This is a genomic window from Frondihabitans australicus, assembly GCF_003634555.1.
GTDB lineage: Bacteria > Actinomycetota > Actinomycetes > Actinomycetales > Microbacteriaceae > Frondihabitans > Frondihabitans australicus.
Window position 1 is genome coordinate 592,230 of record NZ_RBKS01000001.1, and the last position, 16,725, is coordinate 608,954.

Annotated in this window: 15 protein-coding genes; 4 read left to right on the top strand and 11 right to left on the bottom strand. The window is 69.6% G+C overall.

Annotated elements, in window-relative coordinates:
- The first annotated feature begins 94 nt into the window (after positions 1–94).
- Entirely contained in the window at positions 95–496 is a 402-nt protein-coding gene (locus C8E83_RS02760; protein WP_121368328.1) for an arsenate reductase ArsC, read from the top strand.
- Positions 497–782: 286 nt separating this feature from the next.
- On the opposite strand, the gene C8E83_RS02765 is transcribed toward C8E83_RS02760, so the two are convergent.
- Positions 783–1,394, bottom strand: a complete 612-nt coding sequence (locus C8E83_RS02765) for a hypothetical protein (protein WP_245981371.1) — start codon at positions 1,392–1,394, stop codon at positions 783–785.
- A gap of 477 nt (positions 1,395–1,871) precedes the next feature.
- On the opposite strand from C8E83_RS02765, the gene C8E83_RS02770 reads away from it, so the two are divergent.
- Positions 1,872–2,264 (top strand): hypothetical protein, encoded by a 393-nt coding sequence (locus tag C8E83_RS02770; protein WP_121368329.1) that lies wholly within the window; start codon positions 1,872–1,874, stop codon positions 2,262–2,264.
- Between the two features lie 91 nt (positions 2,265–2,355).
- Positions 2,356–3,066, top strand: a complete 711-nt coding sequence (locus tag C8E83_RS02775; RefSeq protein WP_121368330.1) for a tyrosine-protein phosphatase — start codon at positions 2,356–2,358, stop codon at positions 3,064–3,066.
- A 95-nt stretch (positions 3,067–3,161) separates the two neighbouring features.
- On the opposite strand, the gene C8E83_RS02780 is transcribed toward C8E83_RS02775, so the two are convergent.
- The 8 genes from C8E83_RS02780 to C8E83_RS02815 form a co-directional block, all read right to left on the bottom strand.
- Positions 3,162–5,216, bottom strand: a complete 2,055-nt coding sequence (locus C8E83_RS02780; RefSeq protein ID WP_121368331.1) for a DUF3761 domain-containing protein — start codon at positions 5,214–5,216, stop codon at positions 3,162–3,164.
- A 453-nt stretch (positions 5,217–5,669) separates the two neighbouring features.
- The gene (locus tag C8E83_RS02785) at positions 5,670–6,899 is read right to left on the bottom strand and encodes a TM2 domain-containing protein (RefSeq protein ID WP_121368332.1); all 1,230 of its coding nucleotides are present in this window, start codon (positions 6,897–6,899) and stop codon (positions 5,670–5,672) included.
- Positions 6,900–7,092: 193 nt separating this feature from the next.
- Positions 7,093–8,886 (bottom strand): DUF262 domain-containing protein, encoded by a 1,794-nt coding sequence (locus C8E83_RS02790; protein WP_121368333.1) that lies wholly within the window; start codon positions 8,884–8,886, stop codon positions 7,093–7,095.
- The gene (locus C8E83_RS02795) at positions 8,883–9,476 is read right to left on the bottom strand and encodes a hypothetical protein (protein WP_147430058.1); all 594 of its coding nucleotides are present in this window, start codon (positions 9,474–9,476) and stop codon (positions 8,883–8,885) included. The genes C8E83_RS02790 and C8E83_RS02795 overlap by 4 nt, the downstream gene beginning before the upstream one ends.
- Before the next feature lie 169 nt (positions 9,477–9,645).
- Positions 9,646–10,230: a hypothetical protein gene (locus tag C8E83_RS19125; protein ID WP_147430059.1), complete on the bottom strand. Its 585-nt coding sequence runs from the start codon at positions 10,228–10,230 to the stop codon at positions 9,646–9,648.
- A gap of 164 nt (positions 10,231–10,394) precedes the next feature.
- On the bottom strand, positions 10,395–10,991 hold the full coding sequence (locus C8E83_RS19130; RefSeq protein ID WP_147430060.1) for a hypothetical protein: 597 nt from the start codon (positions 10,989–10,991) through the stop codon (positions 10,395–10,397).
- Positions 10,988–12,958, bottom strand: a complete 1,971-nt coding sequence (locus tag C8E83_RS02810) for an alpha/beta hydrolase (RefSeq protein ID WP_121368337.1) — start codon at positions 12,956–12,958, stop codon at positions 10,988–10,990. Before C8E83_RS02810 ends, C8E83_RS19130 begins: the two co-directional genes overlap by 4 nt.
- Positions 12,958–13,209, bottom strand: coding sequence for a hypothetical protein (locus C8E83_RS02815; protein ID WP_147430061.1), 252 nt, complete (start codon positions 13,207–13,209; stop codon positions 12,958–12,960). The genes C8E83_RS02810 and C8E83_RS02815 overlap by 1 nt, the downstream gene beginning before the upstream one ends.
- A gap of 368 nt (positions 13,210–13,577) precedes the next feature.
- Here C8E83_RS02815 and C8E83_RS02820 point away from each other — a divergent pair, with 368 nt between their 5' ends.
- Complete coding sequence (locus tag C8E83_RS02820) at positions 13,578–14,270, top strand: hypothetical protein (protein ID WP_121368339.1); 693 nt, start codon at positions 13,578–13,580, stop codon at positions 14,268–14,270.
- 114 nt (positions 14,271–14,384) lie between these two features.
- Here the strand turns inward: C8E83_RS02820 and C8E83_RS02825 are convergent, their stop codons facing one another.
- Both C8E83_RS02825 and C8E83_RS02830 read right to left on the bottom strand, forming a co-directional pair.
- Entirely contained in the window at positions 14,385–15,755 is a 1,371-nt protein-coding gene (locus C8E83_RS02825) for a leucine-rich repeat domain-containing protein (protein WP_147430062.1), read from the bottom strand.
- Positions 15,756–16,046: 291 nt separating this feature from the next.
- A complete protein-coding gene (locus C8E83_RS02830; protein WP_121368341.1) occupies positions 16,047–16,703 on the bottom strand; it encodes a nuclease-related domain-containing protein in 657 nt (218 codons plus the stop codon).
- Positions 16,704–16,725: the final 22 nt, after the last annotated feature.

Below are 16,725 nucleotides of genomic sequence, written 5' to 3' on the forward strand. Positions count from 1 at the left end.
GGGGCGGCGCCCCACCCACCTGGCACCCGTCCGACCCCACCCACCCGACTCACCCATCCGACCCGCCCGTCCGCCCCGCCCCGTGAGGAACCCCGTGACCGACACCCCCGCCGTCCTCTTCGTCTGCGTCCACAACGCCGGCCGCTCGCAGATGGCCGCGGCCTTCCTGCAGGATCGCGGAGCCCACCGGGTCGACGTCTTCTCGGCCGGCAGCGAGCCCGCCGACCGGATCAACCCGATCGCCGTCGAGGCGATGCTCGAGGAGGGGATCGACCTCCGCGCGGCCGTGCCCGCGATCCTCACGACGGACGCCGTCCGGGCCGCCGACGTCGTCATCACGATGGGGTGCGGCGACGCCTGCCCCGTGTTTCCGGGCAAGCGGTACGAAGACTGGGAGCTCGACGACCCCGCTGGCCGACCGCTCGACGAGGTGCGCGTGATTCGCGACGAGATCCGTCGTCGCGTCGAGGCGCTCGCGGAGTCGCTCGGGGTCTGAGCGCGCGGCGCTCTCTGCGCCGGGCAGCGTTTCACTGTATCGAGCGCGGGGCGCGCTCTGCGCCGGGCCGCGTTTCACGGGACGCGGCGCGTTTTCCGTGATGCGGCGCGTTTCCGGTGCCGGCACTGAGCGATGCGGCGCGTTTCACGCGATGCGGCGTGACGCGTCGCGCCGTGAAGCGTGAAACGCGCCGCGACGCTGCGCCTCGGGCTTCGGGGCAGGGCCACGGCGCTGGCGCTGGGCGCGGGGTGCTGGGCACGAGCGGCGGGGCGGCCCGCGCGGCGGGTCAGTGCGCCAGCAGCTCCAGCGCGATGACGGCGGCGCCCACCACGAGCTCGCCCAGCATGATGAGGAGCTTCTGCCAGGCGGGCAGTCTGATCCTGCGCACCGCCAGGTAGCCGACCACCACGAGGGTGGCCAGCAGGATCCCGATACTTCCGCCCAGCGCCACCGGCAGCCCCCACAGACCCAGGGCCGCGAGCCCGAGCAGGGCCATCGGCACCACGATCACGGCGATCGCTCCGAGCGACACGGCCACCATGTGCCGGAACTCCGGCCCCGTCGGCACGTGCGCGTGCACCGTGAGGTGGCTGAGGAAATCCGCGAGGAACACCGCGAGCAGCGTCCCCACCACCCCGATCAGCAGGGTGAGCGCCGCCTCTCCGACACCGCCGTGCGGATGCGTCTGCAGCGTGAGCACGATGGCGAGGGCCGTGAAGGTGACGTAGATGCGCTCCTTCAGGCTCTCGGCGCGCTGCTCGGCGTTCGGCTCGGGCGTGCGCGTGGGGCTGCTGTCGGACCGCGGGCTGCCGTCGGGCCCTGGGGTGCGGTCGGGGCCGTGGTCGGCTCTGGCTCCGGGCGCAGGATCGGCAGGCATCGGCGGGGTTACGTCGGTCACCCTCCGACTCTCTCACGGGGTGGGGCGGAGGTGTGCGGGTGGGGTTGTGGCGCCCGGCCGCCCCGCCGCGCCCCGCGCCGACGTTCGGGAGGAAGTTTCCGGGGCTCGGGAGGGATTCCGTGCCCCCGCGGACCTCCCGGGAGGAAGAACGACTCGTGCGTGCGGTCAGGGAGGAACGATTGCGCGAGAATCCTCCCGAATTCGCCGCCCTCAGGCTCCCGCGCGCGCTCGGGAGGACTTTTCGCCTCCCGAGGCGCTGACGCGCACGTTCGGGAGGAACCCGGCGCTCGAATCGCGCCCCCGCGAACGCGGCAATCCCGTCGGGGCGGAAGAGTTTCCTCCCCGCGCGACGAAACCGGCAGGAGGAGCAGACGGCGGCACGCGGCGTACGCCGAACTGCGTATTGGCGCCGCGCGGGGGCGGCGCTACCGTCTCGGCATGCAGCGGCGTCGGCGCGGAATCAGGCTCCGAGCGATCGTGACCACCCTCGCGCTCGCCGGGGTGCTCGGCGTCGCCGCGGCGATGCCGGCTGCGTGTGCACCAGGCGCATTCGCCGCCGCCACCGAGGCGGGCACACCCGCCGCCGCCCGTGTCGGCACGCTCGCCGCAGCCACTGAGGCCGGCACGTCGACCCCCACCGCCGTCGCAGCACGCGCGAACCCGTCGCCGGCGCCGAATGTTCCGCCGGTCGCGCCGCGCCTCGCTCCCGGGGAGCCTCTGTGGCCCCTCGTGTCGATCGGCTTCGGGGCGTGGGCGGTGCTGATCCTGGTGCTCGTCGCCCACATCGTCTGGCGTCGGCACCGCGACGTGGTCGACGAGCGTGCCCGCGGCGGCCGCCCGTCCCGCGGCGGGCCGCGCCCAGTGCGCTAGCGGCCCCTCGCCCGCCCCGCGCCCCGCGCCCTAGCGCCGACCCGCCCCGCCCTCACCCACGAACCCACCCCCACCACGGCAGACTGGCACCATGCCGACGACGCCACACGAATCCCCGCGCACCCTCTCGAACCTCCGGGAGGTGGGCGGCGACGGCCTGCAGGCGCGACTGCGGCCGGGGCGGCGACGCGTGTTCCGGGCGAACACGGAGACGGTGCCCGCCGACGCCTACCCGTCGACCGTCTCGCACGTCGTGGATCTGCGGCGGGCCGATGAGGCGGAGGCCACGCCGCATCCTCTGGCCGGGATGCCGGGGTACGTGAGCGCGCCGCTGTTCGATCCGTCGTCGGGCGTGGAGGCGGATCCTGCGGCCCTCAGCCTCGAACAGCAGTACGACGACTGGATCGAGCGCCACAGCTCCACCATCGCTGAAGCGCTGCGGGCCGTGGCGCGGACGGGCGGCGACGACACCGCAGCAGGAGCAGGCGAACACGCCGACGTCCTCATCTGCTGCGCCGCCGGCAAAGACCGCACCGGGGTGATGAGCCTCCTGCTCGCCTCCGTCTGGGGAGCCGACGACTCCACCATCGCCGCCGACTACGCCGCCACCGGGCCGAACCTCCGCGAGCGCTTCGCCCGCGAGCTCGCCGAGTCGACCGACCGCGAGCACACCCTGCGCATGCACCGCTGCGTGCCCGAGATCGCCGAGCACCTCCTCGCCACCCTCGAGGAGCGGCATGGCGGCGCCCGCGGCTACCTCCGTGCGATCGGCCTCACCGACGACGAGGTCGCGGCGCTCTGACCCTCGGCCGTCCGCGCGGCCGGGCGGCGCGTACGGGCGTGGGGCGCAGGATCGGGAACAGCTCCCGATCCTGAGCCCCACACCCCGCTAGCCCTCTACAGCCACCGCTTCACGCCGCCGTGGCCGGAGCACGTGCCCTGACGGTGTTCGCTGAAGCTGTAGGTTCCGTCGTTGCACTGCGCGGTCGCGCCGGCGGGCGGGCTCGGTGCGGCCTCGGGGCGGCACACCGTGTGACCGGAGCTGTTGACGTACGTGCCATTGGTGCACGTGGGCGCCGGTGCCGCCGGCTTCGGCACCGCCTTGCCGCCCGACACGCGGGCGACCGAGGTGTACCCGGACTTCGACCCCGTCGCGACGAAGGTCAGCGTCTTGCCGGCGTCGGACGACCGGATCGTGTACGTGAGCCCGTTCGCTCCCGAGATGTTCGCCCCGTTGAGGCGCCACTGCTTCGTGATGCCGACTCCGGCGGGCCATGAGCCGAGGCTGGCGGTGACCTTGTGGCCGACGGCGACGGTTCCGGTGATGACGGGCGCAGGAGCAGGGCTGATCGTTCCCAGCCCCGGCTTCACCGCCGCGCTCGTCTCGGCGATGGAGGCGTACCCGGACTTCGATCCGGTGACCGTGACGGTCACGGCCTGGTGCACGTCTGCTGCCGTGAGGCGGTACTGCGACTTCACGGCGTCCGTGATCGGCACGCCGTTGCGGTACCACCGGTACGCGAACGAGATGCCCGACGGGTGCCAGGTTCCGACGGTCGCCGACAGCACGGCGCCGGTGACGGCGTGGCCGCTGATGCCGGGCTTCGAGGCCTTCGTGAGGGAGGCGGGGTTCACGCCGACCTTCGCCGACATTACCGTGAGCGTGGCGTAGTTCGCTCGCGAGAGGGTCACGGAGACCGAGATGCCGTGCGCAGCGTCGGCGGCTGTCAGCGTGTACGTCGACCGCGTCGCACCCTTGATGGGTGCTCCCGCCCGGTACCACTGGTACCTCGTGGTCGTGGGCGTCGGCCACCAGTCGTCGCCCGCGATGCTCAGAGTCCTGAAGACGGTGGGGGTGCCGGAGACGGAGATGGTGTTGTCCAGCGTGCCGTTGAGGAAGCCAGCAGCGATCGGGATGCTGTTGCTGCCGTCGGAGTAGTCCTGGTAGCCGTCCCGCGAACCGGTGATGTTGAGCGAGATCAGGTCGCCGGCCAGGGAGGCGGGCACCGTGAATGTCGGGTTCGTCGCTCCCTCGATGGGCGTGCCGCCCTCGTACCACTGGTAGGCGATGTGAGTCGCGGCTGGGGTCCACTGCGGCACCGACGACGTGAGAGTCCCGCCGATCAGCCCGACGCCGCCGATCGACGGGAAGGGAGTGGCGTCGAAAGTCAGGAGGGCGCTGAAGCTCAGGGTGACCTGCAGCGACGAGCTCGGGGATCCGAAGACGAGCGATCCACTCGCACCCGTGGGCGTGGCTTCCCACGCGCTGTTGTCGTAGGTGGCGCCCGTCGCAGCCGTGATCGCCAGCGGTGTGCCCGTCTGGTCGAACGAGACGGGAGGCTCGAACCGGGTGCCTCTCACCAGCGGAAGCCCGGCGTAGGTCGTCGTCTGCGCGCCCGCGTTCGCGTTGACCTGCAGCGAGCTCAACGGCCTCAGGTCAGTGATGTGGTTGCCCACGAGGTCGAGGCTGCCCAGGTCGGTAAGACTCGCGAGCGGCGACACGTCGCTGATGGCGTTGTGCGACAGGTCGATGCTCGTCAGCTGCGTGAGACCGCTCAGCGGCGACACGTCATCGATCGAGCCGTTCGTCAGGCTCAGCGATGTAAGGCCGGTGAAGTCGACGAGCGCACTGTCGTCGGCGACGCCGGAACACTCGAGCGTGGTGACCGCGGCGAGCTCGTCTGTGGTGAACGTGTCCGTGCCGGCGGGCTCGTCGGTCGCGGTCGCGGTGCAGGCAGCGAGCGCAGGATCCGAGATGGTTACGGTCGACGGCGGCTGCGGCGGCTGCGGCGGGATCGGCGCGTCGGCGAAGGCTGTCGATGCGCCGATACCGGTCAGTGCGGCGGCGATCACGGCGATCGTGGTGCCGATGGCGAGCCTGCGGTGGCGCGTGCGGGTGTCTGATCCTGCGATCGAGCGGGCGCGACTGTGCGCCGGGGTGGTGCGGTGCATGGTGCTGATCCTTGTCGGGAGGGTCGTCGCGCGGCGCTGTGCAGCACGCCGGGGCGTGCTGCGAGGCTTCGGGGCCGCGTTCGCGCGAGGTGTGATCGTCGCTCACGTCTGTGGGCGTGAGGGAAGTGTAGGGCGGCGCGGCGCGCGGCACGCCGGTCGTGGCGGCCCCCGTTCGGGGGTCGTGGCGCCGGGTCGCCCCTCTGGCCCATGGCCGCAAGGGTCGGAGGGGTTCTCACCGGCGTACTTCAGGTTCGCCTGAATTCAGGCGAACCTGAAGTACGCCGGCACGATGTACCCGTTCCTCTCGTCGCCCGGGGCCCTCGCAGGCAGCCCTGGCCCCGCCACCACCGCCCGGCAGTGCGCGCCGTGACGGCACGACGCACAACGCACGACGGCCCCGGCGACACGCGTCACCGGGGCCGTCGTGGCTGCGTCGTGGGCAGCCTCAGCGCGCTACTTCGTCTGCGTCGTCCAGGTGCCTCCGTCGGCGCCGATGACGAGCACCGCGGGGCCTGACATCATCGGAACCGTGCCGGAGTACGTGCCGATCTCGTTGATCAGCAGCGGGTCGGAGAAGGCCTTGCCGGTCTCCTCCTCGACGGTGAAGTTGCTGTCGCCCTTGTACGAGGCGGTGAGGGTTCCGGCGCTGCCCGTGTAGAGGTAGACGCCGTCGCCTGCTCCTGAGCCCGAGGCTCCGATGGTCTGGGCGCTCGACACCGGCGAGATCGTGATGGTCCAGCCCGCGTCGGCGCTGACCTGCATCGTGACGCCCTTGTTCAGCTCGGTGAAGCCGTAGGCGGTCGTTCCGCCGTACGACCCGATCGTGTTGACGAGCAGTTCGCCGGTCGACTGGTTCGACGAGTCGAGGATCGAGATCGAGAAGTTGCCCGAACCCGTGTACGTGGCCTTGACGATGCCCGCGGTGGCGCCGGTCGGCAGGGTGATGACGTCGTCGCCCGCGCCCGACTTCGTGATCGGCGCGAAGGTGCCGTACTTCTTGGTCGCCCAGGCGGCGGGCGAGTTCGAGTCGCTCTTGGGGGCGGCGGCCTTGCTCGGGGTGGTCGCCTTCGAGGGCGCAGGAGCAGCGGGAGTCTTCGCCGCGGCCGGTGTCTCGGCCGCCGGAGCCGAGTGCGTGGTGGCCACACCCTCGTCGAACGCGGCTTTGGTGCTCGAAGCGCTGCTCGTCCCCGTCGCGATGCTGATGATGAGCGACACCAGGACGACGGCCCCGGTGACGATCCACGCGGTGCGCGCGACCTTCGGTGTGCGGCCCGCGAGCGGGCGGCCCTGCTTGTCGCGGGTGGATCCGGTGAGCACGAGGATCAGGTCGATCAGCGCCCAGATGCCGAGACCGCCCCAGGTGATCAGCTTCAGGATGCCCGTGCCCACCTTGCCGAGGTAGAACCGGTCGATGCCGAGACCGCCGAGGAGGAGCGACAGGAGCCACGTGGTGACGAACGACTTCGACGACTCGCCCGGCTGCTGAGGCTGCATGCCGTACGGCGCGCCGTAGGGCTGGCCGGGGGCGGGCGGGACCGCGCCGGGCTGGCCGTACTGCGGCGGGGCGGCCTGCGCGGTGGCGGGCTGGCCGTACGTGGGCGCGCCGGGCTGGCCGGGCTGCACGTAGGGCGGCGGGGTCGTCGGCGCGCCCGAGGAGGTCGCGTCGGGAGTCTCGTTGGTCATGGATGATCCTTGCTGTGTGTGATCTGATTCGGGTCGTGCGGGCGCGACGAGGAGACCCACCTTCGAGGACCTGTCAGCGGCGCCCCCGGGGCGCTGACGACTCGAACATCAAGGTGAGTAGCTTTCACTAGTTGACCATCGACCGCCGACGTTCCGAAACGACCCGTTCGGGGGCGGCGCTCGTAGCGCACGGTCACGACCCCAACCCCCACTCGCGGGCGAGCAGCCCGACGAGCTCCCGCTGCCGCACCTCGAGCGTCGCCGGGTTCCACTGCGGGTAGCGCAGCACCTGGCTGGTCAGCGCGAAGGCGACGGCGCCGCCTCGGCCGCTGAAGTAGGCGGCCTTCTTGCGTTCGAAGTCGTAGTTCTGGGCTTCGGAGTTCTTCATCCGGCCGAGCAGCACGAGGTTCGCGAGACGGTGGGTCCAGCGGGCGCGGTCGGCGTCGGAGAACGACTCGAGCCACGTGGACCCTGCCCGCGGGTTCTGCGGCAGCACGTGCTCGACGGTGATGACTCGGTGCTGGTAGGTGACTTCCGTTGCTCCTGCGACCGTGTCGTCGAGTCGCAGCAGGAGGTACTTGCGGATCTTGCTCGCGAGGTAGACGTCGCCGTCGATCACCGCGAGGGTGTCGCGGCGTTCGGCGGGCGTGAGCTCGAACGCGGGCGCGTCGAGGGGGTCGGTGCCGTGCTGGTCGGCCGCGTCGAGTTGGCGCAGCAGTTCGATGTGGCGGGTGACGCGCGGCGTGGTCCACACCCGCCTGATGTAGAGGCTCGCGGCGAGGCGTTCGAGCTTCGCGAAGAACCGGTCGAGCCAGGGGGCGTCGCCCGGGCGGGTGCGGAGGGCCCAGAGCGCAGGAGCCCGCCAATCGCGGTTGTCGAGCACGTCGAGGCGGCTGAGCCACGTGTTCACAGGGTGAGACCCGGGCCGAGACGTCTGCGCGGGTGACACCGCGTACGCCCGGTCGCGGATCTGCTGGTACGCCCGCGCGTACGGCACCAGCACGTCGTCGACGAACTCGGTGGCGCGGTCGGGCAGGTAGCGGCTGAGGACCTGCTCGGGGAACTCGCGGAGGAGCGAGGCGCGAGCACGCTGCTTCGATTCGACGAGTCGGATCTGCAGGAAGAGGTCGGCGAAGTCGTCGCGGCCGATGGACTCTTCGGCGTCTTCCCATTTGGCGGCGTAGCGCTCGGCGAGGGCGTGGCTGTCGTCAGAGGTGCTGCGAGCGGAGGTGCTGTCGGCGGAGGTGCTGCCGGTACCCGGGCTGTCGCGGCCTGGGCTGTCGCGGATCGCGCCGATGACGCGGGATTTCACGATGTCGGCGGGGGAGAGGTCGAGGCCGCGGGCGTTCATGACGCCGAAGATGCGGTGGGCGCTGTCGAGGTCGGCGGTGGAGACGGCGACGAGGTAGGTGCGGCTGGCGAGCTTCTGGGCGAGGTGGCGGCGTCGGTCGTCGCTCCAGCCGGCGAGCACGCGCTGCAGGGCCCGCGTGTTGGCGTGCAGGGCGCGCTGCGAGTCGGTCTCGAGCTGACCGGGCGTCAGGTGCAGGAGCCGCGTGGTCGCCCCGAGTTCCTGCACCTGCCGGGCGAAGAAGTCGGCGTCTTTCGATCGCAGCGCCACCCGCGGCTTGGCCGCGATGTCGAGCAGCGGGTCCTGGGGCTGGCGCACCATGTCGTCGAGGCGGGTGCGGAGGTCGTCGGTTTCGGACAGGTCGCGGAGCACCGCGAGCAGGATCGTGAGTGTCGTCAGCCGTTGCTGCCCGTCGATGACCTCGGCGCGCGGTCGCCCCTTCTCTTTGACGAGGACGAGCGACCCGAGGAAGTACGGCTCCTGCGGCGAGTGCTCGCACGCCTCCGCGAGGTCGTCGAGCAGTTCGAGCGCCTGCTCGGTGCCCCACGCGTAGGGGCGCTGGTACGAGGGGATCACGAACTCGTAGTCGCTGGAGAACACCTTGTGCAGGGCGACTTCGTGTGCGGCGAGTTCGGTCATGGTGTCGGTGCCGTGTCGCCGACGGGCGCGGGTGACGGTGTCGCGGTTGCCTTCTGCTCGCGGTGGGCGATGATCCGGTCGATCATGTCGTCGGCGTTCCCGGGAATGCAGGCCATGACGATCGAGACGGACGAACGATGAGGGTCGGCCGTGAACATGATGTCGACGTCATCGCTCGTGCCGTGTGTCCGCCACTGAGGGTCGCTCGGGGTCGACGGCGCGAGGCTCTGCACGTGCAGCCCGAGCGCACGCCAGAGTCCGGCCACCTCATGGGCAGTGCGCTGCCGCGATGTGATACCCGGCCCGAAGAGCACGTCGGCGTATCGAATGCCGGTCGAACCGTCTGAGAGCTTGCAGTCTTGAGGCGTGATGTCGAGGTCGTTCGACCCCACCGGTGCGGGCTGCCACCGCGCGTCACCCGCGTTCGCGAGCGTTCGCTCGTAGAGCTCGTACATGGCGTCGATGGACTCGTTCGGCGTCATGGAGTTCGTCGTCACGGATGCGCTCGGAATCTCGTTCGTGCAGCCGGCGAGCCCAGCAGTCGTCGCGAGTCCGAGAACGAGGCTGATGGCAAGCGTTCTCAGTCTCATGGCGCGCCGCCCGTGGACAGCTCGTCGGTGTCGATGCGCAAGGTCGCTATCGCGGACTCACTCGAAGAGGTGGGCGGCGCGAGGGTCGCGACGAGGCCGGCGAGGAGCCCCATCGAAGGGGTCCGTTTCGGTGAGGTGACGGCGGCATTTCTGCTCCGCGGCTGTCGCATCATTGCGGCTCGGGTGTTGGTGAGGGCGTATCGCCCGCCTCGAGTGCTTCTTTCTCTCGGTGCGCGATGACTCGGTCGATCATGCGGTCGACGTCGCCGGTGATGCAGGGCATCACGATGGAGAGCGATGCCGTGCGGGGATTGTCGGTGAACATCACGTTGTAGTGCGCGTCGGCACCACGGACGTCCCATTCGTCGTCGTTCGTGTGCGGCGCGGTCACGGCGACGGTCAGTCCGCGTGACTTCCAGTATTTCGAGACGAGGCGTGCGCTCGCCCCGGGGTCGACGGTTGGCGGGCCGTAGAGCCAGTCCGTGTAGCGAATACCCGCGTCTCCGTTCGAAAGCCGGCAGCTTTCGGGGGTGACGTCGAGATCGGTCGCGGGAGACGGGGGAGCGTCCCAACCACTGGCGCCAAGGGCTCCGACCGTTGCCTGGTAGAAGCCGTACAGTGCGGCGAGCGACTGGTCGGGCGTCGTCGTCGACTCTTGTGTCGAGGGCGCTGTTGAGCAACTCGAGAGCAAGACAGAAGTGGCAAGACTCAAGAACGCCACCGCCCATGGTTGTGAAACTCGAGAGACGTTCATGGCGTGCCTCCGTATCCGATATATCTGCCGAGAAGGATCTACTCGAAAGGGTCAAAACTGGGGCGGTTTAGTGAGCCACTGAGCCCGTCCGAAATCGGCGTGCGTTGTTGTTCATTTCGTGGCATCGTGGCCGGCGATGAGATCGAAGACATGTTCTTCGTGTTTCACGGCTCGGGAGAGGGGGCGTCGGTCGGGAATGCGCTGGCGCCGCCTGTAGGCGACCGTTTCTCCCGTTCGGCGATGACCTTGAGAGCCCACTCGTCGGAGTTGCCTCGAATGCACGGCATCACGAATGACATCGTTCTCGTGCGCGGGCTACTCGAGTAGACGATGCTGATATCCGGGCTGACCCCGCGAACATTCCATTCGTCATCGCTCGCCGTTACGGGTGGCTCAACCTTGACGTCCAGGCCTCGCGATCGCCAGTAGGACGCAACTTTCTCAGCATCGGTTTCTGACGTCTGGGACGGCGGCCCGAAGAGCCAGTCGGAGTATTGCATCCCGTCTTCGCCGTCAGAAAGTAGGCAGCTGTCGGGAATGATTCCGAGTGAGTCGGCATGTCTAGGGCGACTCTCCCAGCCGGTTTGATGCGTCGATTTCAGCGTGGCTTCGTACGTCGCATACATCAATGCAATCGATTCGTCGGGATTCTGCACGGTGGTGCCTTTTCCGGTCTCATGGGGGGCGCAGGCCGTCAGGGCGATCCCGATGGCCACGATCAATGCCGTCGCCTGGATCATGCTTCGCGGTTTCACGATCATGGCGATACCTCGGGTTCTGCACTCTGCTTCAGGAGAATCTGCTCCAAGAGAGTGCGTCGCGGTGGCGTGAATTTCACGAGCGCATTCTCGTGCCCCGTAGTCGCACGCGCGATATTGCGCAGTGACAGCGTCTGGTTGTCGAAGTACCCATAGCCGACACTCGGGTCCGGGCGAGTCTCGCTCTGCAGGAGGCCATCGTGTGCCGTCACCCCGGCGATCCCATCTGCCGCAGCCTCGTCGCCCACCGCGAGGCGAGTTGCGCCGAACATGGGGTCCATGGGGTTCTCGCGGCCACTTCCCAAGCGACCCGTCCACGCGTATTCGTCGCCTTCGCCGTGCTCGATGACAGGCAACACATTCTGTGCCTGCTCCGCATAGACGTGCGTCGCGTGAATGGCGGTGGCGTCGGGAACACTTGTGTCAATGCCGGCCGAGGCGACGCTCACAAAGTTATCGACGGCGAGGTCGCGCTGAGCGAGCGCGAGAGAGGCTGTGGTCGTGCCGTATGAGTGGGCCACCACGTTCAGGCGGAAGTTTCCCGGTTGCCGTGTCGCATTAAGTCCGGCGAGGTCGCGAGCAAGGGCGTCGGCCCCAGCTTGCGCCTTCGACGAACCTAAGACGGCAAGTGAGGGCGTCTCGAGCGACGGCACGGGCGGTGACTTGTATCCGACCCAAGCGACGACAGCTGGCGGCATCCCACCCGCTGCTTTCCGCTGCGCTTCGTAGACGTTTGCCGATGCTCGCACCCAACCGCGCATCTCGCGCGTCGATGATCCCATTCCCGGAACCATGTAGGTGACCGTAGGAGACGTGTCCATGTCGCCCAGAGCAACCGCGGCCAACGGGGGCTCGTCGCTGGTGAGCGAGATCAGTTGACGGCTGGGATCGGAATGTCTTCGCGTCGCCAGACTGATTTTGATGTCTTGGAGTGACGCTTTACGGACCTGGAGTCGTGTGAGGCAAGACCGGTAGGTCACCGCGAGGTCGGGCTGGCCCGGCGAACCTTCGCGAATCATGACGGCGAGCTCCGCAGACGTCTCATCAAGCCTCCGCGCGAGCTCCGCACGGTTCGCGGTGTCGCGCGCCCAGTAGGCGACGCCGTTGAGGTTGCCGATGGCCGTAGGAGCGGCGGCGACCAGCGCATTCTGCGCTGCCGAGTGATCCGTGCCGTCACCGAGCGATCGCCACCACTCGGCCACGACGGCAGGGCCGACGCCGCCGAGGGCAGACCCGAGCGCCGGGTGTGCGCGAAGAAGCGAGGTGACCTGCGCAGGATCCAGGTCGCCACGCGTCGTCAGCACGAGCAGGGTCGTCGCGTCGCCGGTGTCGTACGAGGAGGCATGCTCCAGCCCGGCAACGAACGACGAGACGGCGGCGTCCACGTAGTGCGAGCTCGCCGTCAGCGGGTGCGTGACGCCGAGCGAGGCGAATGCGGCGAGCTGCGCCGGCCACGTGTCGGGCAGAGCCGTGCGGAGGGCGGCGACGAAGGCGTCGTCGGCGTGCTGGCGTTCCAGGGTGAGGGAGGCAAGGGTGGCGGTCGCGGCGGAGATGGTGGCGAGCGACTCTGCGTGCTCCTGCGCCCTGAGGTCGACGGTGCTCGGGGCGGCGGTGCCGGAGCCCTCGAGGGGGAGGAGGTCGAGCGTGGAGCGGCTCTCGGTGAGGAGGGCGATCTGGGTGCGGGCGCGACGCTGGATGTCGTCGACTGCGGCGGAGTAGGCCCGGGCAGCGCGCGAGCACGTCTCGAGTGTGGTGTGGAGGCGGGCGAGCGCCGCCGTCTGGCGGGAGAGGCGGCCCGACCATGCGGTGGCGCCGCTGCCGCGCCAGAACGAGGGAACGGCGCTGAGGCTCGACGCCACGGTCGTGGAAATCGACGAAGCTGCCGCCGCGTCGCGCGTGAGTCGGGCGGCGAAGGTGTCGATGACGGTCGTGTCGCCGAGGCCTGGGTCGTCGGTGCTCCAGTCGCGCATCAGTGGACCGCCACACGGGAGGAGTCGGCCGCCGCCGCAACGCCATCGTCGGCCGTGGCGTACAGGTGTGCTGCGGACATCGCCCCGGCGCTCGCCGCATGGAGGGCCGACTCGATCTCGCACCACGTCACGTGGTACCAGACCGCGAACTCGTGGGCGGCGCTCGCGACCGCACGGCTGCCGCACCCCTCGAGGTCGGGCGGGGACGTGGAAGGCACCGTGTCGGCACACAGCCCGACGGCCGATGCCATGGCCTGGATCGCTGCAGGGTCAACCGCAAAAGTCGTCACTCGTCGTACTCCATCGTCGTTCCCTGCGGCGATGGGTAGAACCTAGCACATCACGTAGACATTCTCAGCGGGTACGAGTGGGCTGTGGATGACTGCGCGTCAGCGTCCCGTCATCCCACTCCACGACCCACCTCGCCGCATCGGCGAAGTGCAGCGTCGCGAGCGACGGCACGCACACATCGGGCGCAGCGCAGCGCCGCAGAGGCGCACCGGACGCTTACGCACAACTGCGTATTCCGATGGCGTTCGGCCCGCCGCTACGGTGCTCCCGACATCCCGGAGGCGTGAACGGGCGTCTCCGATTCCATCCGAGCAAGCAGGAGCCACCCGTGGACCTCGATCAACTCGCCGTCAAAGTCGTCACGTTCGCCGCGAATCGCGCGATGCCGGGGCTGGGAGCCCCGTTGGAGATGATCCTGAACGACCTGCTCGGTGTGCAAGACAGTCAGGTGGTCGTGCTCGCATCGATCGATTCACATGTGCAGGCATTGATCGACGGACCGTGGAAAACAGGCCGACGTTACCTCCGAGAGGCTGCGCTGCCGGGACGCACCGCTGATCAGGCCGCTGCCGCACTCGTCGAGGCGCAGGCCCATTTTCGCTCCGCCGTCGACCTCCAAACCCCGTCGACATTCGCCCGCGCTTCGGCTTGCCTCGACCTCGCGATGGTGTGCCAGCTCCTGGGAGACTCCGAGCTGGCCACGCTGTATGCGACCGAGTGCGCGCGCGAGGCCGACGCGGCTGTCCGTCCGTCGCGTGATCGGGCTGCGCGTTCCGGTGGACTGACCTCGCGGGTCGCGAACATGACTTCCACCGATCGATCGACGGCCGTGACGCTCATGGTGTTCGGCGCGGGCGGCTACCTGATCTCGAAGCGTGCGAAGCGCTCGCTCGAGTCCAAGACTGACGGCGGCTCAGAGCACCGCGGCCCCGAGTTCGACCAGAACGAGATGCTGAAGCGCGCTGCCGAAGCTCTCGGCGCTCCACCGGAGCCGCAGCCGTCGCTACCTGCCGGCACGTAGCCCATCCGACTCTCAGAGCTGGCCGCGCGACCGAAATCGCTCGTTCCGGGGTCGCAGGATGCGCGGGTCGACGCGCCAGTGGCGTGTGCGCCCCTACGGGGCTCGCGATCGTCCCTAGTGGAACGTCGGCTTCACCGCGGGGCTCGTGCGCGAGGTGGTGGCGTAGCCGCTCTTGGCGCCGGTGACCGTCACAGTGATGGCGTGGTGCGCGTCGGCGGAGGTGAGCTTGTAGGTCGACTTCGTGGCTCCGGCGATGGGCTTGCCGTCGCGGTTCCAGCGGTAGGTGAACGAGATGCCAGCAGGAGACCACGGACCGCGCGTCGCCGTCACGATGTGGCCGACGCGCGTGGTGCCGTTGATCGCCGGAGCCGACGTCTTCGTGAACGGCCGGCCGGCGACCCTGTAGGTCGGCGACGTGCGGGTCTGGGTGGCGTAGTCGGGCAGGCTGACGGTCACGACGTACGACAGCTTCGCGCCGAGGTCGCTGCTCTTCGGCGTGTACGACCCGGAGGTCGCTCCGGGGATGGCCACGCCGTTGCGGAACCACTGGTAGCCGTAGTTCACCTGGTAAGGCAGCCAGACTCCGGGCGCGGCATGCGTCTTCACGGTGACCGCGGGCAGCTGCGCGACGCCGGGCCCGGTGGTCGGCGGCGTGAGGATGCCGAGGGCGGAGGCGAAGCTGTAGGTGCCGGTGAAGCCGGGGAAGCTGCTGGTCCACGTGAGCGAGCCCGAGGTCGTGCTCGTGACGACGAAGTCGTTGTTGGTCTGGAGCTTGTACTCCGTGCCTGGCCCCGTGTAGAACTCGACGCGGCTGTCCCATCGGTCGTACATGACCGGTTCGTGCAGTGTCGCCCCGAAAGTCTCAGCGGGCCCGGTAACGGTCTGGTCGGTCGCAGTGATCGTCGCCACGTTGAGGAAGAGCAGCGGCGAGAGGTCGCTGATGTGGTTGCCCTCGAGGTCGAGGTGCTGCAGCTGCTGCAGCGGCCGGAGGGGCTTCACATCGCTGAGGCCGTCGTCGGCGAGCGACAGTGTGGTGAGGTTCGTGAGCGATCCGAGGGGCGTGAGGTCGCCGATCGCTCCGTCGTTGTCGAGGGCGCTGTCGTCGTCGAGCGACAGGCTGATCAGGCCGGTCAGCGTGCCGATCGCCGTGAGGTCGCCGATGGGGGAGCCGTCGAGGTCGAGGCTGGTGAGCCCGCTGTAGAGCCCGAGCTGGCTCGCGTCGCCGACTCCTGCGCAGGTGAGCGCAGTGAGTGACTCGAGGTCGGAGGTAGCGAACGTCGTCGTCGAGGGGTCGTCCCCCAGTGCGTCGGCCGTGCACGAGGCGAGTGCCGCGTCGCCGATGGTGACCTGGCTGCCCGTGTCGGTGCCCGTGCCCGTGCCGTCGGCGAAGGCGCTCGCCGGCGCGGCGGCGAGCCCGACGGTGCCGATGGCGATTGCCGCGGCGAGTGCTACGGTGCGGGCGCGGGGGAGTGCGGCTCGGGGCATGACGTTCCTCGGGTCGTGCTGTGATCGTGACGCGATGCCCTTGACGTGGCGCACCGCTCAAGCCGCAGGAGCGGCGAGTCTCCCGATCATAAGCGCCGCGGGCACCCGTCGTAGCCCGTCCCACCGCCCGATCGTCTCCTGTGTCGCCCCCAGTGCGGGGCACTCGTCTGTCCTGCCCGGCTCGGCTGCCCGCCGGCGCCCCGCGGAGCGGCTCGCCTGCCCACCCGCGCCCGCGCCCGCGGCTACCCCAACGGCTCGCCCCGCTGCGCGGCACGCCGCCGAGCGGTGCTCTCAAGCCGCGTGGAATGCGCGCCGCAGACAGTTTGAGACTGCAGTGACATCGACCCCGACCCCTACAGCCCTACCGATCCCCGCCACCATCTTCTTCGGCCACACCACGTCCACCCCGCGCACCGCGAACGAGCCCCCGAACAGCGGCCAGTCCGCCTCCACAAAGCACAGCATCCCGCGTACCGGAACCTGGTCACCCACGACGGAACTGACCCGCGCGACCTGCCCGAGCACCCCGTCGACGAGCTTCGTCTGATCGCGCCTCCCGACGACGAGTTTCTCGATCCGACGCCGCAGAATCCCGCCTTCGGCGACCAGCGCGGGCCGCTGATCCTTGTACCGCTTCGCGTCGACGACCCACACCCCAGCAGGAGTCACGACCACGTGATCAATGTTGGCCCGACTCCCCGGGATGCGCCGGTCGTGCAGCACCCGCACCGTCTCCGACGCCATCGCGTCGAGCCGCGCGCCCACGATTCGCTCGCCGTTCGCGCCCGACGCCCACGCTCGCGTGCTCTGCTTCTCGTTGCTCAGTGCCACGGCGATGCCGCCGAAGCGCCCCCACTCGGCCCGCAGCTTCGCCTCATCGTTGGCCCGTCGCCGCTCGTATTCGCGCTGCGCCGATCCTCCGGCCGTGCCGGCCCCGTCGTTCCCCATTCCCCAATTGACGCAGGATCGG